General features: G+C 63.3%; 23 protein-coding genes and 1 pseudogene. 13 read left to right on the forward strand and 11 right to left on the reverse strand.

The window, feature by feature from the left end:
• Nucleotides 1-244 precede the first annotated feature (244 nt).
• From glnA to ntrC, 5 genes and pseudogenes are all read left to right on the forward strand, one after another.
• Nucleotides 245-1,651, forward strand: coding sequence for a type I glutamate--ammonia ligase (gene glnA / locus J4P02_RS07480; RefSeq protein WP_426188936.1), 1,407 nt, complete (start codon nucleotides 245-247; stop codon nucleotides 1,649-1,651).
• 168 nt (nucleotides 1,652-1,819) lie between these two features.
• Nucleotides 1,820-2,374 (forward strand): chorismate mutase, encoded by a 555-nt coding sequence (locus J4P02_RS07485; RefSeq protein ID WP_426188937.1) that lies wholly within the window; start codon nucleotides 1,820-1,822, stop codon nucleotides 2,372-2,374.
• Between the two features lie 158 nt (nucleotides 2,375-2,532).
• Nucleotides 2,533-2,814: pseudogene (locus J4P02_RS07490) on the forward strand (DUF4124 domain-containing protein); the annotation flags it as partial.
• Between the two features lie 287 nt (nucleotides 2,815-3,101).
• Nucleotides 3,102-4,187 (forward strand): nitrogen regulation protein NR(II), encoded by a 1,086-nt coding sequence (glnL, locus tag J4P02_RS07495; RefSeq protein ID WP_426188938.1) that lies wholly within the window; start codon nucleotides 3,102-3,104, stop codon nucleotides 4,185-4,187.
• Complete coding sequence (gene ntrC, locus J4P02_RS07500) at nucleotides 4,184-5,620, forward strand: nitrogen regulation protein NR(I) (RefSeq protein ID WP_426188939.1); 1,437 nt, start codon at nucleotides 4,184-4,186, stop codon at nucleotides 5,618-5,620. The genes glnL and ntrC overlap by 4 nt, the downstream gene beginning before the upstream one ends.
• A 346-nt stretch (nucleotides 5,621-5,966) precedes the next feature.
• Here ntrC and J4P02_RS07505 read toward each other — a convergent pair whose 3' ends face one another.
• Nucleotides 5,967-6,407 carry a hypothetical protein gene (locus J4P02_RS07505; protein ID WP_426188940.1) on the reverse strand — a complete coding sequence of 147 codons (441 nt, stop codon included), beginning with the start codon at nucleotides 6,405-6,407 and terminating at the stop codon, nucleotides 5,967-5,969.
• Between J4P02_RS07505 and J4P02_RS07510 the strand changes: the two genes are divergently transcribed.
• The gene (locus J4P02_RS07510) at nucleotides 6,406-6,861 is read left to right on the forward strand and encodes a tRNA (cytidine(34)-2'-O)-methyltransferase (protein ID WP_426188941.1); all 456 of its coding nucleotides are present in this window, start codon (nucleotides 6,406-6,408) and stop codon (nucleotides 6,859-6,861) included. The genes J4P02_RS07505 and J4P02_RS07510 overlap by 2 nt on opposite strands.
• 96 nt (nucleotides 6,862-6,957) lie before the next feature.
• Here the strand turns inward: J4P02_RS07510 and secB are convergent, their stop codons facing one another.
• Genes secB through J4P02_RS07525 form a run of 3 tightly spaced genes read right to left on the reverse strand, consistent with a single transcriptional unit; the run spans nucleotide 6,958 to nucleotide 8,148 of the window.
• Nucleotides 6,958-7,440 (reverse strand): protein-export chaperone SecB, encoded by a 483-nt coding sequence (gene secB, locus J4P02_RS07515; protein ID WP_016963308.1) that lies wholly within the window; start codon nucleotides 7,438-7,440, stop codon nucleotides 6,958-6,960.
• A 40-nt stretch (nucleotides 7,441-7,480) separates the two neighbouring features.
• Nucleotides 7,481-7,735: a glutaredoxin 3 gene (gene grxC, locus J4P02_RS07520; protein WP_426188942.1), complete on the reverse strand. Its 255-nt coding sequence runs from the start codon at nucleotides 7,733-7,735 to the stop codon at nucleotides 7,481-7,483.
• Nucleotides 7,735-8,148: a rhodanese-like domain-containing protein gene (locus tag J4P02_RS07525; RefSeq protein WP_426188943.1), complete on the reverse strand. Its 414-nt coding sequence runs from the start codon at nucleotides 8,146-8,148 to the stop codon at nucleotides 7,735-7,737. Before J4P02_RS07525 ends, grxC begins: the two co-directional genes overlap by 1 nt.
• 151 nt (nucleotides 8,149-8,299) lie before the next feature.
• On the opposite strand from J4P02_RS07525, the gene gpmI reads away from it, so the two are divergent.
• The 4 genes from gpmI (at nucleotide 8,300) to J4P02_RS07545 (ending at nucleotide 13,535) form a co-directional block, all read left to right on the forward strand.
• Entirely contained in the window at nucleotides 8,300-9,829 is a 1,530-nt protein-coding gene (gene gpmI / locus J4P02_RS07530; RefSeq protein WP_426188944.1) for a 2,3-bisphosphoglycerate-independent phosphoglycerate mutase, read from the forward strand.
• A gap of 135 nt (nucleotides 9,830-9,964) precedes the next feature.
• Entirely contained in the window at nucleotides 9,965-11,251 is a 1,287-nt protein-coding gene (locus tag J4P02_RS07535) for a peptidoglycan DD-metalloendopeptidase family protein (RefSeq protein ID WP_426188945.1), read from the forward strand.
• A gap of 31 nt (nucleotides 11,252-11,282) precedes the next feature.
• Nucleotides 11,283-12,593, forward strand: coding sequence for a S41 family peptidase (locus tag J4P02_RS07540; protein WP_426188946.1), 1,311 nt, complete (start codon nucleotides 11,283-11,285; stop codon nucleotides 12,591-12,593).
• 117 nt (nucleotides 12,594-12,710) lie between these two features.
• Nucleotides 12,711-13,535, forward strand: a complete 825-nt coding sequence (locus tag J4P02_RS07545; RefSeq protein ID WP_426188947.1) for a divergent polysaccharide deacetylase family protein — start codon at nucleotides 12,711-12,713, stop codon at nucleotides 13,533-13,535.
• Between the two features lie 85 nt (nucleotides 13,536-13,620).
• Here the strand turns inward: J4P02_RS07545 and J4P02_RS07550 are convergent, their stop codons facing one another.
• The 7 genes from J4P02_RS07550 to J4P02_RS07580 form a co-directional block, all read right to left on the reverse strand.
• Nucleotides 13,621-14,376: a substrate-binding periplasmic protein gene (locus tag J4P02_RS07550; protein ID WP_426188948.1), complete on the reverse strand. Its 756-nt coding sequence runs from the start codon at nucleotides 14,374-14,376 to the stop codon at nucleotides 13,621-13,623.
• Between the two features lie 63 nt (nucleotides 14,377-14,439).
• Nucleotides 14,440-15,210, reverse strand: coding sequence for an imidazole glycerol phosphate synthase subunit HisF (gene hisF, locus J4P02_RS07555; RefSeq protein WP_426188949.1), 771 nt, complete (start codon nucleotides 15,208-15,210; stop codon nucleotides 14,440-14,442).
• A 92-nt stretch (nucleotides 15,211-15,302) separates the two neighbouring features.
• Nucleotides 15,303-16,052, reverse strand: a complete 750-nt coding sequence (gene hisA, locus J4P02_RS07560) for a 1-(5-phosphoribosyl)-5-[(5-phosphoribosylamino)methylideneamino]imidazole-4-carboxamide isomerase (RefSeq protein ID WP_426188950.1) — start codon at nucleotides 16,050-16,052, stop codon at nucleotides 15,303-15,305.
• Nucleotides 16,053-16,154: 102 nt separating this feature from the next.
• Nucleotides 16,155-16,415 carry a DUF2164 domain-containing protein gene (locus J4P02_RS07565; RefSeq protein ID WP_426188951.1) on the reverse strand — a complete coding sequence of 87 codons (261 nt, stop codon included), beginning with the start codon at nucleotides 16,413-16,415 and terminating at the stop codon, nucleotides 16,155-16,157.
• Complete coding sequence (gene hisH, locus J4P02_RS07570; RefSeq protein ID WP_426188952.1) at nucleotides 16,416-17,054, reverse strand: imidazole glycerol phosphate synthase subunit HisH; 639 nt, start codon at nucleotides 17,052-17,054, stop codon at nucleotides 16,416-16,418.
• Complete coding sequence (gene hisB / locus J4P02_RS07575; protein WP_025128392.1) at nucleotides 17,054-17,647, reverse strand: imidazoleglycerol-phosphate dehydratase HisB; 594 nt, start codon at nucleotides 17,645-17,647, stop codon at nucleotides 17,054-17,056. Before hisB ends, hisH begins: the two co-directional genes overlap by 1 nt.
• Nucleotides 17,648-17,807: 160 nt before the next feature.
• Nucleotides 17,808-19,469 carry an OFA family MFS transporter gene (locus J4P02_RS07580; RefSeq protein ID WP_426188953.1) on the reverse strand — a complete coding sequence of 554 codons (1,662 nt, stop codon included), beginning with the start codon at nucleotides 19,467-19,469 and terminating at the stop codon, nucleotides 17,808-17,810.
• Nucleotides 19,470-19,902: 433 nt separating this feature from the next.
• On the opposite strand from J4P02_RS07580, the gene J4P02_RS07585 reads away from it, so the two are divergent.
• Genes J4P02_RS07585 through J4P02_RS07595 form a run of 3 tightly spaced genes read left to right on the forward strand, consistent with a single transcriptional unit; the run spans nucleotide 19,903 to nucleotide 23,461 of the window.
• Nucleotides 19,903-22,128 carry an AsmA family protein gene (locus J4P02_RS07585; protein WP_426188954.1) on the forward strand — a complete coding sequence of 742 codons (2,226 nt, stop codon included), beginning with the start codon at nucleotides 19,903-19,905 and terminating at the stop codon, nucleotides 22,126-22,128.
• The gene (gene mutY, locus J4P02_RS07590) at nucleotides 22,125-23,192 is read left to right on the forward strand and encodes an A/G-specific adenine glycosylase (protein WP_426188955.1); all 1,068 of its coding nucleotides are present in this window, start codon (nucleotides 22,125-22,127) and stop codon (nucleotides 23,190-23,192) included. The genes J4P02_RS07585 and mutY overlap by 4 nt, the downstream gene beginning before the upstream one ends.
• Nucleotides 23,189-23,461, forward strand: a complete 273-nt coding sequence (locus tag J4P02_RS07595; RefSeq protein ID WP_426188956.1) for an oxidative damage protection protein — start codon at nucleotides 23,189-23,191, stop codon at nucleotides 23,459-23,461. The genes mutY and J4P02_RS07595 overlap by 4 nt, the downstream gene beginning before the upstream one ends.
• Nucleotides 23,462-23,540: the final 79 nt, after the last annotated feature.

Consider the following 23,540-nt stretch of genomic DNA (forward strand, 5'->3'; position numbering starts at 1 on the left):
GGTTTTCGACGCACCAAAACAGAGCATTTTTCGCCAAAGACGCTACATTGCAGTGCGACTCTTGCCGGTATTTGACCGAAAAGCCCGCGTAAAGCGTGGTTTTGGGGCAAAAACCCCATCGCGGGGCACTGGCATGCAATTTGCTCCCTTGTGAGGCAGGTTGCCATGGCAGAGTATTCGCGCCGGCATCACCCACATTCTAAGGGCACTCCAACATCAAGCCCGAAGCCACCCGGAGGACACTATGTCGAAGTCGGTTCAACTCATCAAAGATCATGACGTCAAGTGGATTGATCTGCGCTTCACAGACACCAAGGGCACTCAACATCACGTGACCATGCCAGCTCGTGATGCGCTGGATGACGACTTCTTCGAAGTCGGCAAGATGTTCGACGGCTCCTCCATTGCTGGCTGGAAAGGCATCGAAGCCTCCGACATGATCCTGATGCCGGACGACGAAACCGCCGTGCTCGATCCGTTCACCGAAGAGCCGACCCTGATCCTGGTGTGCGACATCATCGAACCTTCGAGCATGCAGGGTTACGACCGCGACCCACGTGCCATCGCCAAGCGCGCCGAAGAGCACCTGAAAGCCACCGGTATCGGCGACACCGTATTCGCCGGCCCAGAGCCCGAGTTCTTCATCTTCGACCAGGTGAAATTCAAGTCCGACATCTCCGGCTCGATGTTCAAGATCTACTCCGAGCAAGGCTCGTGGATGTCCGACCAGGACATCGAAGGCGGTAACAAGGGCCACCGTCCAGGCGTCAAGGGCGGCTACTTCCCGGTTCCACCGTTCGACCACGACCACGAAATCCGTACCTCCATGTGCAACGCACTGGAAGAAATGGGCCTGACCGTTGAAGTTCACCACCACGAAGTGGCGACTGCCGGCCAGAACGAAATCGGCGTCAAGTTCAACACCCTGGTGAAGAAGGCCGACGAAACCCAGACCCTGAAATACGTCGTGCACAACGTTGCCGATGCCTACGGCCGCACCGCCACCTTCATGCCCAAGCCTCTGTACGGCGACAACGGCTCGGGCATGCACGTGCACATGTCGATCTGGAAAGACGGCAAGAACACCTTCGCAGGCGAAGGCTATGCCGGCCTGTCCGATACCGCCCTGTACTTCATCGGCGGCATCATCAAGCACGGTAAGGCCCTGAACGGCTTCACCAACCCGGCCACCAACTCCTACAAGCGTCTGGTGCCAGGTTTCGAAGCGCCAGTGATGCTGGCCTACTCGGCACGCAACCGCTCCGCTTCGATCCGTATTCCTTACGTGTCGAGCCCGAAAGCCCGACGTATCGAAGCCCGCTTCCCGGACCCGGCTGCCAACCCTTACCTGGCCTTCGCCGCCCTGCTGATGGCCGGCCTGGACGGTATCCAGAACAAGATCCACCCTGGCGACGCAGCTGACAAAAACCTCTACGACCTGCCGCCTGAAGAGGCGAAAGAGATCCCACAGGTTTGCGGCAGCCTGAAAGAAGCCCTGGAAGAGCTGGACAAGGGCCGTGCGTTCCTGACCAAGGGCGGCGTGTTCTCCGACGACTTCATCGATGCCTACATCGCCCTGAAGAGCGAAGAAGAAATCAAGGTCCGCACCTTCGTGCACCCACTGGAATACGAGCTGTACTACAGCTGCTGATCCAGTAGCGCTGGCGCCAGCCGCGTGATCCAGAGGCCTCCTTCGGGAGGCCTTTTTTATGCCCGGGATTTGATCGCCGACAGGTGCGAGCAGAACCCGAGGGATGCCCACAACCGTGGTTGCAGGCATCATGGCCGGCATCCATTCCTGACCGAGCCCAGCCCACCCATGACATCGCGCCTCCCCCTGTACCTCGCCCTGACCTGCAGCCTGCTGGCCGGCAACGCCTGCGCCAGCGACGCCCCCGCCGCCCTCGCCCCACTGCTGGAGAGCATCGGCCAGCGCCTGACGCTCGCCGAGCAGGTGGCCTTGAGCAAATGGGACAGCCACAAAGCCGTAGAAGACCGCCCGCGTGAACAGCAGGTGATTGCCGGCGCCAAGGCCCAGGCCGTCAGCCATCACCTGAGCGAGGAGACGGTCGGGCAATTTTTCGCCGCACAGATCGAAGCCAACAAGCTGGTGCAGTACGCCAGGCTTTCCAGCTGGAACCTAGAGGGCCGGGCAGCGGACACCCCGCGCCAGGATCTGGCCACCCAGATCCGCCCGCAACTCGACCGGTTACAAAAGAACCTGCTGCAGCAACTGGCGGCCTTCAGCCCCTACCGCAGCGACCCCCAGTGCCCGCAGTGGCTGGCCCGGGCCCATCAGGCCGAGAGCCACGACCCGCTACGGCAACTGGCGATGATTCGCGCCACCGCCGAGTTATGTGTGTTCAAAGGTTAAGCGTCCCGGCAGCAGGCCCCCTGCCCGCTTAAGCTTGAGCCTTTCAACCCAGAGCCTTGCCGGCCCGGATCACCATGACACGCGTCATTGCCACTTGCCTGCTGTGGATAACTGCCCTGCCCACCGCTGCGGATAGCGTCCCGCCGCCGCCCTACGCACAACTGCGGTTGCTGGGCGTGCCGGAGCATGGCGCGCTGCGGGCCAACAATGGCAGCTTCAAGGTGCAGGTGGCGCTGCAGCCCAACCTGCAAGCGGGCCACCGCCTGCGCCTGCTGCTGGACGACCAGCCTTACGGAACCCCCAGCCGCGGGCCCGACCTGCCCCTGGTGAATATCGACCGTGGCCAGCATCGCCTGGCGGCGCAGGTGCTCGATGGCCAGCGAGTGGTGCAACAGAGCCCGAGCGTCAGCTTCACCTTGCTGCGGGCCCATCGCCGCTGAGTCATCACCGCCTCAGCAGAATGCGCACGCCGAGCGCCGGGCCGAACCATGCACTATATTGGTGCAACAACCTGCACCCAAGCGCCCATACCAACCCATTTTGGTTCGAAAACACCCAGCAAAGCTGGCCAAGCGCCACGTAATTGGGCTTCAAACGCCTGTTTCAGGGCCTGGACGCTTCTTTTCGGAGCCTTGGTTTGGTTTTTGCATTTTCCCGGCATCAGCGCTTTAACCCTGCGCGCGACCCCGGACCGACTCCGGCTCGCCCTGCTCCAAAAGAGGTCCGAATGACCATCAGCGACCCACTGCATCGTCTGCTCCTGGACAACCTGACCACCGCCACCATTCTGCTCAACGCCGAACTGCGCCTTGAGTACATGAACCCGGCGGCGGAAATGCTCCTGGCCATCAGCGGCCAGCGCAGCCATGGGCAGTTCATCAGCGAGCTGTTCACCGAGTCCGCCGAGGCCCTGAGTTCCCTGCGCCAGGCGGTGGAGCAAGCGCACCCCTTCACCAAGCGCGAGGCCATGCTCACCGCGCTGACCGGCCAGACCCTGACCGTCGACTACGCGGTGACGCCGATCCTCAGCAATGGCGACACCCTGCTGTTGCTGGAGGTCCACCCCCGCGACCGACTGCTGCGCATCACCAAGGAAGAGGCCCAGCTGTCCAAGCAGGAAACCAGCAAGATGCTGGTGCGCGGCCTGGCCCATGAAATCAAGAACCCCCTGGGCGGGATTCGCGGCGCGGCGCAACTGCTGGCCCGGGAACTGCCCGAGGAAAGCCTCAAGGACTACACCAACGTCATCATCGAAGAGGCCGACCGCCTGCGTAACCTGGTGGACCGCATGCTCGGTTCGAACAAGCTGCCGTCCCTGGCCATGACCAACATCCATGAAGTGCTGGAGCGGGTCAGCAGCCTGGTGGAAGCCGAAAGCCAGGGCTGCATCACCCTGGTACGCGACTACGACCCGAGCATTCCCGACGTGCTGATCGACCGCGAGCAGATGATCCAGGCGGTGCTCAACATCGTGCGCAACGCCATGCAGGCCATCAGCACCCAGAACGAGCTGCGCCTGGGCCGCATCACCCTGCGCAGCCGCACCATGCGCCAGTTCACCATCGGCCATGTACGCCATCGCCTGGTGACCAAGATCGAGATCATCGACAACGGCCCGGGCATTCCCGCCGAGCTGCAGGACACCCTCTTCTTCCCCATGGTCAGCGGCCGCCCGGACGGTACCGGGCTGGGCCTGGCCATTACCCAGAACATCATCAGCCAGCACCAGGGCCTGATCGAGTGTGACAGCCATCCCGGCCACACCACCTTCTCGATCTTTCTGCCTCTGGAACAAGGAGCCCCATCGACATGAGCCGAAGTGAAACCGTGTGGATCGTCGATGACGACCGTTCTATCCGCTGGGTCCTGGAAAAAGCCCTGCAACAGGAGGGCATGACCACCCAGAGCTTCGACAGCGCCGACGGGGTGATGAGCCGCCTGGCCCGCCAGGCCCCGGACGTGATCATTTCCGATATCCGCATGCCCGGCGCCAGCGGCCTGGACCTGCTGGCGCGGATTCGCGAGCAGCACCCGCGCCTGCCGGTGATCATCATGACCGCCCATTCCGACCTGGACAGCGCCGTGGCCTCCTACCAGGGCGGGGCCTTCGAGTACCTGCCCAAGCCCTTCGATGTGGATGAGGCGGTGTCCCTGGTCAAGCGCGCCAACCAGCACGCCCAGGAGCAGCAGGGCCTGGAAGTGCCGGCGACCCTGGCCCGCACCCCGGAAATCATCGGTGAGGCACCGGCGATGCAGGAGGTGTTCCGCGCCATTGGCCGCCTCAGCCATTCCAATATCACGGTGCTGATCAACGGTGAGTCCGGCACCGGCAAGGAGCTGGTGGCCCATGCCCTGCATCGCCACAGCCCACGGGCGGCCTCGCCGTTCATCGCCCTGAACATGGCGGCGATCCCCAAGGACCTGATGGAATCCGAACTGTTCGGCCATGAGAAAGGCGCCTTCACCGGCGCCGCCAACCTGCGCCGCGGACGCTTCGAGCAAGCCGATGGCGGCACCCTGTTCCTCGACGAGATCGGCGATATGCCCGCCGATACCCAGACTCGCCTGCTGCGGGTGCTGGCCGATGGCGAGTTCTACCGGGTTGGCGGGCATACCCCGGTCAAGGTCGATGTGCGGATCATCGCCGCCACCCACCAGAACCTGGAAACCCTGGTGCACGCCGGCAAGTTCCGTGAGGACCTGTTCCACCGCCTCAACGTGATCCGCATCCATATCCCGCGCCTGGCGGACCGTCGCGAAGATATCCCGACCCTGGCCAGGCATTTCCTCAGCCGCGCCGCCCAGGAACTGGCGGTGGAACCCAAGCTGCTGAAGAACGAGACCGAGGAATACCTGAAGAACCTGCCTTGGCCCGGCAACGTGCGCCAGCTGGAGAACACCTGCCGCTGGATCACGGTGATGGCCTCGGGGCGCGAAGTGCATATCAGCGACCTGCCGCCGGAGCTGCTGAGCCTGCCTCAGGACTCGGCGCCGGTAACCAACTGGGAACAGGCGCTGCGCCAGTGGGCCGACCAGGCCCTGGCCCGTGGCCAGTCGAGCCTGCTGGACAGCGCGGTGCCGAGTTTCGAGCGGATCATGATCGAGACCGCCCTCAAGCACACCGCCGGCCGGCGTCGCGACGCCGCGGTGCTGCTGGGCTGGGGGCGCAACACCCTGACCCGCAAGATCAAGGAACTGGGGATGAAGGTCGACGGCGGCGACGAGGACGAAAACGAAGAAAGCTGAACCCCTGCGCGCACCAAAATGGGCCGCGTGCACTGCCCGAAGGCGCAATGCAGCGCTATCGGGCAGGACTTCATCAGCCACAGCCCGGATTTCAGATCCGAAAATATCGCCTTCGAAAACGCAAAAGCCCCGGAATCCGGGGCTTTCAGTTTTTTATCCAGGCAATCCGCCCGGCATTCGCAAAATTGGCACGCGCCCTGCAATAACCCCATCACTACCCAGTTTCGGGGACCCTGGTACAGGCAGGCCGGGAATCCCCTCTTTACACCGGGACTCATCGCTGACACAGCGATCAGCCCCGCCGCTTTTGGGGGCCTTGGTACAGGCAGGCCGGGGTTTCCCTCTTTTATTCCTCCCGCAGGTGGATCTCCAGGCGCCAGCGTCCATCCACCTTGCTACCGCCCCATTCACCCCGCAGCGGTCGAGCCGCCACCAGGTTCAGCAGCAGGCCCTGGTCCGCCAGGCGCAAGCGCCAGTTCACATTCCTCTGGTTGACCTGCAACTGGCCGCTCTGGGCATGGCCCTGGGCATCGAACAGCAGCGCCACGGCCCCTTCTATATGTTCACCGTGCAGCTTGGGCTCATGGTTGAACCAGAGCAGCAGGCCATCAGGCGCGACCTCCACCTGCTGCAACTCCACCGGGTCGGGCTGGGTCAGGCGGCCGAGCATCAGGCCCAGCATCACACCGACAATCGCCAGGGAACCGAATACCCGCAGCATTAGCTGCGGTCGTGTGTAGGCTTCAGGCGTAGAATGCAGCCTGTCTTTGTCTTCGGAGCCGTGCATGTTTCACGTCATCCTCTTTCAACCAGAAATTCCGCCGAATACCGGCAACGTTATCAGGCTCTGCGCCAACAGCGGCTGCCACCTGCACTTGATCGAGCCACTGGGTTTCGACATGGACGACAAGCGCCTGCGCCGCGCCGGCCTCGACTATCACGAATACGCCACCCTGCAACGCCACGCCGACCTCGCCAGCTGCCTTGCAAGCCTCGGCCAGCCGCGCCTGTTCGCCTTCACCACCAAGGGTTCGCGGCCCTTCCACGACGCCAGCTTCAAGGAAGGCGACGCCTTCCTGTTCGGCCCGGAAAGCCGTGGCCTGCCGGCAGAGGTGCTGGACGCACTGCCCAGCGAGCAACGCCTGCGCCTGCCCATGCGCGAAGGCTGCCGCAGCCTGAACCTGTCCAATACCGTGGCTGTGGCGGTGTATGAGGGTTGGCGCCAGTTGGGGTTCAAGTAGCCCCATGGGTTCGCGGGCAAGCCCGCTCCTACGGGTTTCGCCCGTGCATGAAAAAAGCGCCTGTAACGGCGCTTTTTTCATGCATGGACAACGCTCTTATTGAACGGTGTTCTCGCCAGCCGACTGCAGGCGTTGCAGCTCTTGGGCGTACAGCGCGTCGAAGTTCACCGGAGCCAGCATCAGTGCCGGGAACGAACCACGGGTCACCAGGCTGTCCAGCGCTTCGCGAGCGTAAGGGAACAGGATGTTCGGGCAGAAGGCACCCAGGGTGTGGCTCATGGAAGCCTCGTCCAGGTTCTTGATCAGGAAGATGCCAGCCTGTTGCACTTCAGCGATAAAGGCCACTTCGTCGCCGTTTTTCACGGTGACGGACAGGGTCAGCACCACTTCGTGGAAGTCAGCTTCCAGGGCTTTCTGGCGAGTGTTGAGGTCCAGGCCGACGCTTGGCTCCCACTGCTGGCGGAAGATCGCCGGGCTTTTCGGCGCTTCGAAGGACAGGTCACGCACGTAGATGCGCTGCAGGGAGAATTGCGGTGCGCTTTCGTCTTCGGCAGCAGCAGTGTTCTGTTGGTCAGTCATCTCAGATCCTTCTTGATCTAGGTCTATAAGGTTAGGAATTTCAGGCCGCTAGCAGCGCGTCGAGCTTGCCGGCGCGTTCCAGGGCGAACAAATCATCACAACCACCTACATGGGTGGCGCCGATCCAGATCTGTGGCACGGACGTGCGTCCGGCCTTCTGGGCCATATCGGCGCGCACTTGCGGCTTGCCATCGACCTTGATCTCTTCGAAGGCTACGCCTTTGTTCGCCAGCAGATGCTTGGCTCGCGAGCAGTAAGGGCAGTAATCACTGGAGTAGACGATGACCTGGGGCATTACTTCACCAATGGCAGGTTGTCGGCTTTCCAGCTGGAAACACCACCGGACAGCTTGGCCGCGGTGAAACCGGATTTCATCAGCTCGCGGGCGTGGCTGCCGGCGTGCTGGCCCTGGGCGTCCACCAGGATGATGGTCTTGGCCTTGTGCTTCTCCAGCTCGCCGACGCGGGCGGCCAGCTTGTCTTGGGGAATGTTCAGCGCGCCGACGATATGCCCGGCGGCGTATTCCTTGGATGGACGAATGTCGATCACCACGCCCTGCTCGCTGTTGACCAGCGCAGTGAGCTCGCCGGTGCTGAGGCTGCGGCCGCCGCGGCTCAATTCGTGAGCGATCAACAGGGCCAGCAGAATGACGAAGGCGCCGACGAGCAAGTAGTGTTCAGTAGCGAATTGAATCAGGTGAGCAACCATCGTGAGGAGGTTCCAGGGCGTTAAAAATGTCGGCCAGTATACACAGGCCTCCGGGTCGGCCAAACCCCGCCCGGCGGTGACGCCGATGGAACTTGGCTTTAAACTGCCACTCCGTTTTTCAACACCTCCAATCCAGCCACGAGTGGACCCCATGACTACCACGCCTAAACCTTTGGTCCTGATGATTCTGGATGGCTTCGGTCACAGCGAGAGCCACGAATCCAACGCCGTGTACGCGGCCAAGAAGCCGGTCCTGGACCGCTTGTGCGCCAGCATGCCCAACGGCCTGATCTCGGGCTCGGGCATGGATGTCGGCCTGCCGGACGGGCAGATGGGCAACTCCGAGGTTGGCCACATGAACCTGGGCGCCGGCCGCGTGGTGTACCAGGACTTCACCCGGGTGACCAAGGCCATCCGCGATGGCGAGTTCTTTGAAAACCCGACTATCTGCAACGCAGTGGACAAGGCCGTGGCCGCCGGCAAGGCGGTGCATATCCTCGGCCTGCTGTCCGATGGCGGCGTGCACAGCCACCAGGACCACCTGATCGCCATGGCCGAGCTGGCCTTCAAGCGTGGTGCCGAGAAGATCTACCTGCACGCCTTCCTCGACGGTCGCGACACCCCGCCGAAAAGCGCCCAGTCGTCCATCGAGCTGCTGGATGAAACCTTCAAGACCCTGGGCAAGGGCCGCATCGCCAGCCTGATCGGGCGCTACTACGCCATGGACCGCGACAATCGCTGGGACCGTGTGGCCCAGGCCTACAACCTGATCGTCGACGGCCAGGGCCAGTTCAACGCCGCCACCGCCCAGCAAGGCCTGCAAGCGGCCTACGAGCGCGAAGAGAGCGACGAATTCGTCAAGGCCACCACCATTGGCGAGCCGGTCAAGGTCGAAGACGGCGACGCCGTGGTGTTCATGAACTTCCGCGCCGACCGCGCCCGCGAGCTGACCCGGGTGTTTGTCGAAAACGACTTCAAGGACTTCGAACGCACGCGCCAGCCGCAACTGGCCGGCTTCGTCATGCTCACCCAGTACGCCGCCAGCATTCCCGCGCCGTCGGCCTTTGCCCCGGGCAGCCTGGAAAACGTGCTGGGCGACTACCTGGCGAAAAACGGCAAGACCCAGCTGCGCATCGCCGAAACCGAGAAGTACGCCCACGTCACCTTCTTCTTCTCCGGCGGCCGTGAAGAACCGTTCCCGGGGGAAGAACGCATCCTGATTCCGTCGCCGAAAGTCGCTACCTACGACCTGCAGCCGGAAATGAGCGCCCCGGAAGTCACCGACAAGATTGTCGACGCCATCGAAAACCTGCGTTACGACGTGATCATCGTCAACTACGCCAACGGCGACATGGTCGGCCACAGCGGCGTCTTCGATGCCGCGGTGAAAGCCGTGGAATGCCTGGACCTGTGCGTCGGCCGTATTGTCGATGCCCTGGAGAAAGTCGGCGGCGAAGCCCTGATCACCGCCGACCATGGCAACGTCGAGCAGATGTCCGACGAATCCACCGGCCAGGCCCACACCGCCCACACCACCGAGCCGGTGCCGTTCATCTACTACGGCAAGCGCACGCTGAAGGTCCGTGAAGGCGGGGTGCTGGCGGATGTGGCGCCCACCATGCTCAAGCTGCTGGACCTGCCCCAGCCCGCGGAAATGACCGGCAAATCGATCCTGGTCTGATAGCAAATGGCCCAATAATGGGCCCGAAACGGCTTTTTATGACGAACGCCTCAAAGCAGTTGGCTTTGAGGCGTTTTTTTTGCAGCGATGGGCGGGCATACTAGGCCGTCCCTTTCCCTGGTGTCGCCCGCCTCTATGCTTCGCGCCCTGATAGCTACCGCCCTGATCTGCCTGCTGCAACCGGCTTTTGCCGACGAGCGCACGCAAACCCAACAACAGTTGGACGCCACGCGTCAGGACATCACCGAGCTGAAGAAGCTGCTGGGCAAGCTGCAGGAAGAGAAGTCCGGGGTGCAGAAAGAGCTGCGCGGCACCGAGACCGAGATGGGCAAGCTGGAAAAGCAGGTCGAGGCCCTGCAGAAAGAGCTGAAGAAAAGCGAATCCGAGCTGCAGCGACTCGATGAGGAGAAAAAAAAACTCCAGAGCGCGCGCACTGAACAGCAACGACTGATCGCCATCCAGGCCCGCGCGGCCTACCAGAACGGGCGCCAGGAATACCTCAAGCTGCTGCTCAACCAGCAGAATCCGGAAAAATTCGCCCGTACCCTCACCTATTACGACTACCTGAGCCAGGCCCGCCTGGAGCAGCTGAAGAATTTCAACGAGACCCTGCGCCAGCTGGCCAATGTGGAAAAGGACATTTCCCTGCAGCAGGCCCAGTTGCTGGTGCAGAAAAGCAGCCTCGACACCCAGCGCGAAGAACTCGACAAGGTGCGCAAGGAACGCCAGTTGGCCCTGGCCAAGCTCAATGACGACGTGAAGGCCCGGGACGACAAGCTCAAGGCCCGCGAACAGGACCAGGCCGACCTGGCCAAGGTACTCAAAACCATCGAGGAAACCCTGGCCCGCCAGGCTCGCGAGGCAGAAGAAGCGCGGCAGAAAGCGCTGATCGCCCAGCAGGAAGCCGAAAAAAAGCGTTTACGTGAGGCCCAGGCCGACGCCAGCGATGAGCCGCGCAAGCCGGCCAGATCGACCCCAGGCGCCCTGGTTTCCAGCAGCGGCCCTTCCTTTGGTGGCGCTTTTGCTGCCGCCCGGGGAAAACTTCCATGGCCCGTCGATGGTCGATTGCTGGCACGCTTTGGTGAAACCCGCGGCGACGACTCCCGTTCCAAGTGGGACGGGGTGATGATCAGCGCCTCCGCCGGCAGCCAGGTGCACGCGGTGCACGGCGGCCGGGTGGTGTTCGCCGACTGGCTGCGCGGCGCCGGGCTGCTGGTGATCCTCGATCACGGCAACGGCTACCTGAGCCTCTACGGGCACAACCAGACACTGCTCAAGGAAGCCGGCGACGTGGTCAAGGCCGGGGAATCCATCTCCACAGTGGGCAATAGTGGCGGACAGGACACTCCTGCGCTGTACTTTGCAATTCGTCAGCAGGGCCGCCCCAGCGACCCGGCACAGTGGTGCCACGCGCAAGGATAAGCGCGGCATCTAAATTAGGAGTTCGTTCGACATGCTGCATTTGTCCCGCCTTACCTCGCTGGCCCTGACGATCGCCCTGGTGATCGGCGCGCCTCTGGCGTTTGCCGCCGAAACCGCTCAATCGGCCAGTGCCGCGACCACCAAGGCGCCGTTGCCGCTGGAGGAGCTGCGCACCTTTGCCGAGGTCATGGACCGCATCAAGGCAGCCTATGTCGAGCCGGTGGATGACAAGACCCTGCTGGAAAATGCCATCAAGGGCATGCTCAGCAACCTCGACCCGCACTCGGCCTACCTGGGCCCCGAAGACTTCGCCGAACTGCAGGAAAGCACCAGCGGCGAGTTCGGCGGCCTGGGCATCGAGGTCGGCGCCGAAGATGGCTTTATCAAGGTGGTGTCGCCGATCGACGACACCCCGGCGTCCAAGGCCGGCATCCAGGCCGGCGACCTGATCGTCAAGATCAACGGCCAGCCGACCCGCGGCCAGACCATGACCGAAGCCGTGGACAAGATGCGCGGCAAGATCGGCCAGAAGATTACCCTGACCCTGGTACGCGACGGCGGCACGCCGTTCGACGTGACCCTGGCCCGCGCCACCATCCAGGTGAAAAGCGTGAAGAGCCAGCTGCTGGAATCGGGCTACGGCTACATCCGCATCACCCAATTCCAGGTCAAGACCGGCGAGGAAGTCTCCAAGGCCCTGGCCAAGCTGCGCAAGGACAACGGCAAGAAGCTCAACGGCATCGTCCTCGACCTGCGCAACAATCCGGGCGGTGTGTTGCAAGCTGCGGTGGAAGTGGTCGACCACTTCATCACCAAGGGCCTGATCGTCTACACCAAGGGCCGTATCGCCAACTCCGAGCTGCGCTTCTCCGCCACCGGCAAGGACGAAAGCGAAGCCGTGCCGATGGTGGTACTGATCAACGGCGGCAGCGCCTCGGCATCGGAAATCGTCGCCGGCGCCCTGCAAGACCAGAAGCGCGCCGTGCTGATGGGCACCACCAGCTTCGGCAAGGGCTCGGTGCAGACCGTGCTGCCGCTGAACAACGAGCGCGCGCTGAAGCTCACCACTGCCCTGTACTTCACCCCCAACGGGCGCTCGATCCAGGCCCAGGGCATTGTTCCGGACATCGAAGTGCGCCGCGCCAAGATCACCAGCGAGTCCCAGGACGGCGAGTACTTCAAGGAAGCCGACCTGCAGGGCCACCTGGGCAACGGCAATGGCGGCGCCGACAAGCCGAGCGCTTCGTCGAGCAAGGCCAAGCCAATGCCGCAGGATGACGACTACCAGTTGGCCCAGGCCCTGAGCCTGCTCAAGGGGTTGAGCATCACCCGCGGCAAATGATTGAACCCTTCGCCGGCAAGCCGGCTCCTACAGGAGCCGGCTTGCGTAGGTGCTGGCTGGTGTAGGAGCTGGCTTGCCAGCGAACAACCCGCCCCAAGAAGGTCCGATTCATACCCCATGCTGCCTTTACCCCCGCTCCGCCGCTTCTGGTCCCGCCCACTCAGGGCCTCTTTGCTCACCCTGCTGTGCCTTGGCGCCCTTGCCCCGACCCAAGCCGCCGAACCGGCACCTGCCGCCCCCAAGGCCTACCTGAGCCTGATCATCGATGACCTCGGGCAGAACCTGCCCCGCGATCGTCGCGTATTGGCCCTGCCGGGCCCGGTCACCACGGCGATCATGCCCGACACGCCCCACGCTGCCGAATTTGCCCGCGAGGCCCATCGCGCCGGCAAGATCGTGATCCTGCACATGCCCATGGACCCAGCCACCGGCCCTTTCGCCTGGCGCCCCGACCTGCCCGTCGAAGAACTGCAGAAACGCCTGGAAGCAGCGTTCCAGGCAGTGCCCTACACCAGCGGCCTGAACAACCACATGGGCAGCCGCATGACCGCCCAACCCCAGGCCATGGCCTGGCTGATGGCCGAGCTGCAACGCCAGCACAAGTTCTTCGTCGACAGCCGCACCAGCGCGCAGACGGTGGCCGCCGCCGAAGCGCAGAAGATTGGCCTGGCGAGCGTTTCCCGGGATGTGTTTCTCGATGACGAACGCACCGAAGCGGCGATCGCCCAGCAACTGCAGACAGCCATCAAACTGGCGCACAAACAGGGTTCGGCGGTGATGATCGGCCACCCTTATCCACAGACCCTGGCGGTGCTGGAACGCGAGCTACCCAAGCTCAAGGCCCAGGGCGTCGAATGGATAGACATCAAGTCGATGATCAGCCTGCGCAGTAACCAGGCCATGGCTGCACACGGCAAGAACGGGACATACAAGCAGCGGTAAGCTGCAAGTTTCTAGCGGCAAGAGAAAAGCTCTTGTAGCTCACTTGCCGCTTGCAGCTTGCAGCTTGCAGCTTGCAGCTTGCAGCTTAGAGATACCTTCCCATGATTTCTTCCACCAGCCCTTCTTCGCGCATCTGGTCCAGGGCGGCCTGGAGCTTGGCCACTGTGTCGTCGGGGACGTCCTTGTTCAGGGCCAGGAAGAGCTCGGCGCTGTTGAAGCGCAGCACTGTCTTGAGGTCGGTGATGCCTTCCTGCTTGGCCAGGTAGCGTCCGGCCGGGTCGCCGGTGGCCCAGAGATCGATCTGCCCTGCCACCAGCTTTTTCGCGTTGTCCTGGTCACGCAGCACCACCTGGGGCGCCAGCCCCTGCTTGGTCAGGGTCTCGGCTATGGCATCGCCCTTGTAGGCGCCGATCTTGTACTTGCGCGCCTGCTCCAGGGTTTCCAGGCTGATCTTGCTACCGGCCTTGGCCAGCATGACCCAGTCGTCCGGGCCAATCGGGCCAACCCACTTGAACAGTTGCTCGCGCTCCGGCAGGCGGGCCATGACGAACACGCCGTAACCCGGTTGTTCCAGGGCCATCTTGTAGATGCGCTCCCAGGGGAAACGCAGGGTCAGGCTGTAGCTGATGCCGGCGCGCTTGCACATCTCACGGACGATATCCACGGCAATGCCGTCGATATTCTCGCCCTGGGCGAAGTTCTTGCCGTTCTTGGCCATGTTGTAGGGGGGGAAGTTTTCCGTCAGCAACACCAGGGAGGTGTCGGCGGTTTCAGCGGCGCGGGCAAGGCCGCAAACAAGCAGCGAGGCGCTGGCGACAACCACAAGCAGACGTTTGAACATGACGGGTTACCGGAATCCATGGCGTGCTCAAGAGTGCCGCGAGCACGCCATGCTGTCCAGTGGCTATCGCACAACAATCCCGCGCTGGGCCATATAGGCCTTGGCCTCGGGAACCGTGTATTCGCCGAAGTGGAAGATACTCGCCGCCAGCACCGCGCTGGCGTGGCCTTCGATGATGCCGTCGGCCAGGTGCTGCAAGTTGCCGACGCCGCCGGAAGCAATCACCGGAATCCCCAGGGCATCGCTGATGGCCCGGGTCACGCCCAGGTCGAAACCATTCTTCATGCCGTCCTGGTCCATGCTGGTGAGCAGGATCTCACCGGCGCCCAGGCCTTCCATCTTCTTCGCCCACTGCACCGCGTCCAGCCCGGTGGGCTTGCGTCCGCCATGGGTGAAAATTTCCCAGCGCGGCGCTTCGCCCGGGCCCGAGACCTTCTTCGCGTCAATGGCCACCACGATGCACTGGGAACCGAAGTGCTGCGCAGCCTCGCCGACGAACTCCGGGTTGAACACCGCGGCAGTGTTGATCGAGACCTTGTCGGCACCGGCATTGAGCAGGTTGCGGATGTCTTGCACGGTGCGCACGCCGCCGCCCACGGTCAGCGGGATGAAGACCTGGCTGGCCATGCGCTCGACGGTGTGCAGGGTGGTATCACGGCCGTCGACGCTGGCGGTGATATCGAGGAAGGTGATTTCGTCGGCACCCTGCTCGTCGTAGCGACGGGCGATCTCCACCGGGTCGCCGGCGTCACGGATGTTCTCGAACTTGACGCCCTTGACCACCCGGCCGTTGTCCACGTCCAGGCAAGGGATGATGCGCTTGGCTAACGCCATGGGCTTAATCTCCGATTAAGAGTTGCAAGCTACAAGCTTCAAGCGGCAAGCAGGAGCGGACACGGTCACGCTGCCCACTTGCCGCTTGCCGCTTACGACTTGGAGCTGGCCGCGTAGCCGTCACAGAACGCCTGGGCCTCGGCCACATCCAGCGTGCCCTCATAAATCGCCCGGCCGGTGATGGCGCCGATGATTCCCGGCGCCTTGGCATCCAGCAGGGCCTGGATATCGCCCAGGTTGTGGATACCGCCGGAGGCGATCACCGGAATCCGCGTGGCGGCCGCCAGGGCTGCGGTGAAGGGCACGTTGCAGCCCTGCATCATGCCGTCTTTGGCGATATCGGTATAAACGATGGCGGACACGCCGTCGGCTTCGAAGCGCTTGGCCAGGTCGATCACCTGCACGCTGCTGACTTCGGCCCAGCCGTCGGTGGCGACGAAACCGTCCTTGGCATCCAGGCCGACGATCACCTTGCCCGGGAAGGCGCGGCAGGCCTCGGCGACAAACTCTGGCTCCTTGACCGCCTTGGTGCCGATGATCACGTAGCTCACCCCGGCCTTCACATAGTGCTCGATGGTTTCCAGGGAGCGAATACCGCCGCCAATCTGGATCGGCAGGTTCGGATAACGCTTGGCGATCGCGGTGACCACCTCGCCGTTCACCGGCTGGCCTTCGAAGGCGCCGTTCAGATCCACCAGATGCAGGCGCCGGCAACCCCCTTCAACCCATTTCGCGGCCATGCTCACCGGGTCATCGGAGAACACCGTGGAATCTTCCATGCGGCCTTGGCGCAGACGCACACAGGCGCCGTCCTTGAGATCGATAGCGGGAATAATCAGCATGCTTTTTCCTTCGTCAAAAGAGCTGCAAGCTGCAAGCCATAAGCTGCAAGCGCGCACGCGTGGATACTTGTTGCAGCTTGCAGCTAGAAGCTTGCCGCTGCCCTAATTCTTCTCGAGTGACCACAGGTCGCTTTCGATGCTTTCAAACCGCTCCTTGAGATGGGTCTGCACATCGAAAATCGCCCGATTGTAATAGTGCGGAGCCACTTCGCGGGTAAACAGCTCAAGAATCTCCGCCACCTCGAACGAGCCCAGCTCGAGTTCGAAGCGATCCTCCATGAAGCGCTTGATCTTGTGTGTCGCCTCATTCTCCTGCTCGGGAGTGAGGGTCAGGATCGGCGGTTTGGATTTCTTGATAGCCATTTACCAGCGCCCATCCCAGGCGGCGAAGTTCTGCAGCAACTGCAGGCCGTGGGTATGGCTCTTCTCCGGGTGGAACTGCACGGCGAAACGCGAGCCTTCGGCCAGCGCCGCGGCGAAATCGACGCCGTAGTGCCCGCTGCCCACCACCTGCCGGGCATTGCCGGCATTGATGTAGTAGCTGTGCACAAAGTAGAAGCGCGCCCGATCGGCAATGTTGTGCCACAGCGGGTGATCCACTGCCTGGCGCACTTCGTTCCAGCCCATGTGCGGCACCTTCAGGTGCTCGCCATCCTCGATCAGGCCCTTGCCGAAGAACTTCACCTGGCCGGGGAACAGGCCGATGCAGTCGACCCCGTCGTTCTCTTCGCTGTGGTCCAGCAGGGCCTGCATGCCCACGCAAATGCCGAGGAAAGGACGGTCCTGGCTGACCTCGCGCACCAGGGCATCGAAGCCCAGGCGGCGGATCTCGGCCATGCAGTCGCGGATCGCGCCCACGCCGGGGAACACCACGCGGTCGGCTTCACGAATCACATTGGCATCGCTGGTGATCAGTACCTTGCCGGCGCCCACGTGCTCCAGGGCCTTGGCCACCGAATGCAGGTTGCCCATGCCGTAGTCGATGACGGCGACGGTCTGCATTACAACACGCCCTTGGTCGAAGGCATCTGCCCGGCCATGCGCTCGTCCAGCTCCACCGCCATGCGCAGTGCACGGCCGAAGGCCTTGAACACGGTCTCGATCTGGTGGTGGGTGTTGGTGCCGCGCAGGGTGTCGATATGCAGGCTGACCAGCGCGTGGTTGACGAAGCCCTGGAAGAATTCCTGGAACAGGTCGACGTCGAAACCGCCGACGGTGGCGCGGGTGAAGGGTACGTGCATCTGCAGGCCGGGACGGCCGGAGAAATCGATCACCACGCGGGACAGGGCTTCATCCAGCGGCACATAGGCATGGCCGTAGCGACGGATGCCCTTCTTGTCGCCGATGGCCTTGGCAAAGGCCTGGCCGAGGGTGATGCCGACGTCTTCCACGGTGTGGTGGTCGTCGATATGCAGGTCGCCCTTGCTTTCGATGTCCAGGTCGATCAGCCCGTGCCGGGCGATCTGGTCCAGCATGTGCTCAAGGAAGGGCACGCCGATATCGAATCGGGCCTTTCCGGTGCCATCCAGGTTGATCGAGGCTTTGATCTGGGTTTCCAGAGTGTCGCGCTCGACAGATGCCTTACGTTCGGCCATCACCAGCTCCGCAAAATCATTGGGCGAAAAAGGCGAACAGTATAGGCCCGGCGGCGGCCAAACCGAAAGATAACGGACAACATCCTGACGGGCGCCAACCAATGGCTACGGGGCTGTACCTGTCATGACAACCCTCGAAGCACGTTGGCCGGCGAGGCCATCAATGGAACAGCACGGCGGTTTTCTGCAGGGTCACCCACACACCCCACGCCAGCGGAATGCCCACCACCAGCCAGGCCGCGATCACCAGCGGCAGGCTGGCGGACGACGCCTTCCACTCCAGCTCGACGCTGCTGTCAGCGCCCTTGTCGTGGCCCAGGGCCTGCTCGGCCGCCAGTTGCTCGTCGGTCATGAAGTACTTGTCGGCCACCGGGCGCACCAGCAGGTTGCACAGGAACCCCAGCACCAGCAGGCCGGCGAGGATGTACAGGGTGATGTCGTAGGCGGCGGCGCGCTCGACGCCAATGCTCAACTGGTACTCGCGCAGGTAGTTCACCAGCACCGGCCCCAGTACCCCGGCTGCGGCCCAGGCGGTCAGCAGGCGACCGTGGATCGCGCCCACCATCTGGGTACCGAACAGGTCCGCCAGGTAGGCCGGCACCGTTGCGAAACCGCCGCCGTACATCGACAGGATGATGCAGAACGCCGCCACGAACAGGGCGATGTTGCCCAGGTGGCCGAGGTTCGGAATCAGCGCGTACAAGGCAAAGCCCAGGGCGAAGAACACGAAGTAGGTGTTCTTGCGGCCCAGGTAGTCGGAGAACGACGCCCAGAAGAAGCGCCCGCCGATATTGAACAGGCTCAACAGGCCGGTGAAACCCGCGGCAATGGCGGCGATCTGTGCCAGCTGCCCGGCATCCAGCTGGCTGAAGGTCAGGCCGTTACCCAGCAGCTTGCCGGCGAACACTTCCTGCAGCAGCGGCGAAGCCATGCCGAGAATGCCGATACCGGCCGACACGTTGAGGCACAGCACCAGCCATACCAGGCGGAACTGCGGGGTCTTCCAGGCCACGTTCACATGCACGTGACGGTGGGTGATCATCGCATTGGCGGCTTTCTTCACCGGCGCGCTCCAGCCTTCAGGCTTCCAGCCGGTAGGCGGAACCCGGTAGGCCAGCGCACCACCAATCATGAACACGAAGTAGATCGCGGCCATCACCAGGAAGCTCTGCCATACGCCAACGCTGGTGGGGGTGGCGAAGTGGCTCATCAGTGCCGCCGCCAGGGGCGCACCGACCATGGCACCGCCGCCAAAGCCCATGATCGCCATGCCGGTGGCCATGCCGCGCTTGTCCGGGAACCACTTGATCAGGGTCGACACCGGGGAGATGTAGCCCAGGCCCAGGCCGATACCGCCGATCACCCCGGAGCCGATCCACATCAGCCAGATCTGGTGGGTATAGACCCCCAGCGCCGAGATCAGCAGGCCGCCGCACCAGCACAGCGCCGATACCACACCGGCCTTGCGCGGGCCGGCATGTTCCAGCCAGCCACCCCAGACCGCTGCCGAGCAGCCGAGGAAGATGAAGAACAGGGTGTAGATCCAGCCGAGCATGGAGATCGGCCAGTCACACTGGGACGAAAAAACCTGGGCGATAAAGCCCATGCCGGGCTCGCAAGCCACCGGGGCGCTGATGCCCAGGGCCTTGGACAATGGCAGCCAGAACACCGAGAAGCCATAGGCCATGCCGATGCACAGGTGGATGGCCAGGGCGGCCGGCGGAACCAGCCAACGGTTGAAACCGGGCTTGGCGATGATGCGTTCTTTGGACAAGAACGCTGGCTGAGCGGCCGGACTTGCGGCCGCGGTGCGAGTGCTCATGGATGTTTCCCCCAATTATTAGAATTGTTCATCGGCCACTCCCCTGCGACGACCTTGGCACGCAGGCGCGGTCGTTCTGATGAGTAAAGCTCCATTTGGGCAGGCGCGACATTAAGCCGCAGAAGGGCGGACGAACCGCGAGAGATTACCATTTGCCACCGCCGAAAAAGCCAAACTGATATCAGCTTTTTTACCACGACTGCTCCGCCCCGCCCTCGACCGCCAAACCGGCGCCTTGCCGCAAAGCGCCAGCCCCCTTGCCGGCCCCGGCCCGCCGACAGACAGCCAAGCCCTAGGCCCAACGCCCGGGCCGCAAGCCAAAACTGCCCTGCAGACAGCGAAAAAGCCGCACATGCAATGGGTGACCAGTCGTCAGGTTCAGAGCGTTATACTCCGTGGCTAAATTTTGCATTCGACATACAAGGACTCGCCCATGAAAGCGTTCGGCAAAATCCTGGGTCTGATACTTCTCGGGCTGTTGCTGATCATCGTGGCTCTGGGGTTCGCCCTGACCCACCTGTTTGATCCCAACGACTACAAGAACGAGATTCGCCAGATTGCCCGCGACAAGGCCCACATCGAGCTGACGCTCAATGGCGACATCGGCTGGAGCCTGTTCCCCTGGCTTGGCCTGGAACTGCACGATGCCGGCGTGGCCACCCTGGCCAACCCGACCCAGCCTTTCGCCGACCTGCAGATGCTCGGCCTGTCGGTGCGCGTGCTGCCGCTGCTGCGCCGTGAAGTGCAGATGAGCGATGTGCGGGTCGAAGGCCTGAACCTGCGCCTGAACCGCAACAAGGACGGCCACGGCAACTGGCAGGATATCGGCAAGGCCGCCCCTACCGACAAGCAGGCCGAGACGCCTGCCACCAGCACCGGTGAAGCGAGCCAGCCCACCGCCGACGGGGAAAAGCCTGCGCAACCGATCCGCCTGGATATCGACAGCCTGACCGTGAACAACGCCCGGGTTGAGTACAACGATGAACAGAGCGGCAAGCAGTTCACCGCCGAAAGCATCCAGTTGAGCACCGGGCCGATCCACGAAGCCACCAACACCCCGGTCAAGCTCACCGCCTTCCTGGCCAGCAACCAGCCGGCCGTGCGGGTGCGCACCGAACTCAATGGCGAGCTGCGCTTCGATCGCGCCCTGCAGCGCTACCAGTTCGAAGACATGCGCCTGTCCGGCGAAGTGGCCGGCGACCCGCTGCAAGGCAAGACCGTCACTTTCGCTGCCCAGGGCCAGTTGCTGCTGGACAAGGCGGCCAATGTCGGCCAGTGGACCGGGCTCAAGGTGTCCCTCAACCAGTTGCGGGCCCTGGGCGAACTCAAGGTCAATGACCTGGACAAGACCCCGCAAATCAGCGGCGGCCTGTCCATCGCCCAGTTCGACCTGGCGAAGTTCGTCGACGGCATCGGCCAGACCCTGCCGGCCATGGCCGAAGGCAGCCTGAGCAAGGTCGAGCTGGTCAGCCGCCTGCAAGGCACGCCCAGCAGCCTGGCCCTGGAAGACCTGAACCTGAAGCTCGACGACAGCACCTTCAGCGGCCGCCTCGCCATCGACGACTTCGACAAGCAAGCCCTGCGCGCCCAGCTCAAGGCCGACACCTTCGATGTCGATCGCTACCTGCCGCCCAAGTCCGCCGCGGCCAACAGCGCCGCCGCGGCGCGCAAGGCCGAAGTGCAAGGCAGCGAGGCCGATGCCATGGCCGGCGCCGGCTCCACGCCACTGCCCAACGCACCGACCAAGGGCGCCTGGAGCACCGACAAGCTGCTGCCGCTGGAGCGCCTGCGCAAGCTGGATATCGATGCCGACCTGAGCTTCGGCCAACTGACCCTGGACAAGCTGCCGATACAGAGCGCCGTCCTGAAGGCCAGCGGCCAGGGCGGCCTGTTGCAACTCGCCAACCTGCGCGGCGAGCTGTACAACGGCAGCTTCGAGGCCAGTGGCAATCTCGATGTGCGCCAGAACACCCCGCAGTTGAGCCTGCAGAGCAAGATCAACCGGGTGCCGGTGGAGCGCATCCTCGAAAGCCAGGGCCAGAACCCGCCGCTCAAGGGCCTGGTGACCCTCAACAGCAACCTTACCGGCAACGGCAACAGCCAGAAGGCGCTGATCGACAGCCTCAACGGCACAGCCAGTTTCGTCATCAACAACGGCGTGCTGCTCAACGCCAATATCGAACAGCAGCTGTGCCAGGGCATCGCCGTGCTCAACCGCAAGAACCTCGGCAGCACGCCACGGGGCAAGGACACCCCGTTCCAGGAGCTCAAGGGCAACCTGACGTTCCGTAACGGCGTGGCCAGCAACCCGGACCTGAAAGTGCGCATCCCCGGCCTGAGCGTCAACGGCAATGGCGATATCGACCTGCGGGTGCTGGGCATGGACTACCGGGTCGGCATCATCGTCGAGGGCGACCTCAGCGATAACCCGGACCCGGCCTGCCAGGTGGGCGAACGCTTTACCGGCGTCGAACTGCCGCTGCGCTGCCGTGGCCCGCTGGAGCTGGGGGCCAAGGCCTGCCGCCTGGACAAGGACGGCCTGGGCCAGGTAGCGGCCAAGCTGGCCGGCGACCGCCTGCAACAGAAGATCGACGAGAAGCTCGGCGACAAGGTCAGCCCGGAACTGAAAAACGCACTCAAGGGGCTGTTCAAACGATGAGAGCCGAGGCTTTTGCACCGGCGGTGCTGGACTGGTACGACCGTCACGGCCGCCACGACCTGCCCTGGCAACAGGACATCAACCCGTATCGGGTATGGGTCTCGGAGATCATGCTGCAGCAGACCCAGGTCAGCACCGTGCTCAACTATTTCGACCGCTTCATGGCCTCGCTGCCTACGGTGCAGGCCCTGGCCGAGGCCCCGGAAGACGAAGTGCTGCACCTGTGGACCGGCCTGGGCTACTACACCCGGGCGCGCAACCTGCAAAAAACTGCGCAAATTGTCATGCGCGAGCATGGCGGCGAGTTTCCCCGCGACGTGGAGCAACTCACTGAACTGCCGGGTATCGGCCTGTCCACCGCGGGCGCCATCGCCAGCATCAGCATGGGCCTGCGGGCGCCGATCCTCGACGGCAACGTCAAGCGGGTGCTGGCGCGCTTCACCGCGCAAGAGGGCTACCCGGGGGAACCCAAGGTGGCCAAGCAGCTGTGGGCCGCCGCAGAGCGCTTCACGCCCCACGCCAGGGTCAACCACTACACCCAGGCGATGATGGACCTGGGGGCCACCCTCTGCACCCGCAGCAAGCCCAGTTGCCTGCTCTGCCCCCTGGAGCGTGGCTGTGAGGCGCACATGCTTGGCCTGGAGACTCGCTACCCGATCCCCAAGCCGCGCAAGGAGGTGCCGCAGAAGCGCACCCTGATGCCGCTGCTGGCCAACCGCGAAGGCGCCATCCTGCTCTACCGTCGCCCCTCCAGCGGGCTCTGGGGCGGACTCTGGAGCCTGCCGGAGCTGGATCACCTGGACGATATCCAGCACCTGGCCCTGCAGCACGCCCTGGAGGTAGGGCACCAGCAGGAGATGCCCGGCCTGGTGCACACCTTCAGTCACTTCCAGCTGGCCATCGAGCCCTGGCTGATCCGGGTCGAAGAGTCGGCCCTGCACGTCGCCGAGGCCGACTGGCTCTGGTATAACCTCGCCACCCCGCCGCGCCTGGGCCTTGCCGCCCCGGTGAAGAAACTGCTGAAACGCGCGGCCGAAGTCTTGAATGCAGGAGAGTCGTCATGACCCGCAGCGTAATGTGCCGCAAATACCACGAACAATTGCCAGGCCTGGAACGCCCACCCTACCCGGGCGCCAAGGGCCAGGACATCTTCGACCACGTCTCGGCCAAGGCCTGGGCCGACTGGCAGAAACACCAGACCCTGCTGATCAACGAAAAGCGCCTGAACATGATGAATGCCGAAGACCGCAAATATCTGCAGGGCGAGATGGATAAATTTTTCTCTGGCGAGGATTACGCCAAGGCCGAAGGCTACGTGCCGCCAGCCGAGTAAACCCGCGCAAAATCGGGGGCGGATCGTAAGCGGCGGTAATAATTAAACTTTTTTTCAAAACTTGCTTGACGCCCCCCTG

It is taken from the genome of Pseudomonas sp. NFXW11 (genome assembly GCF_049887815.1).
Lineage (GTDB): Bacteria > Pseudomonadota > Gammaproteobacteria > Pseudomonadales > Pseudomonadaceae > Aquipseudomonas.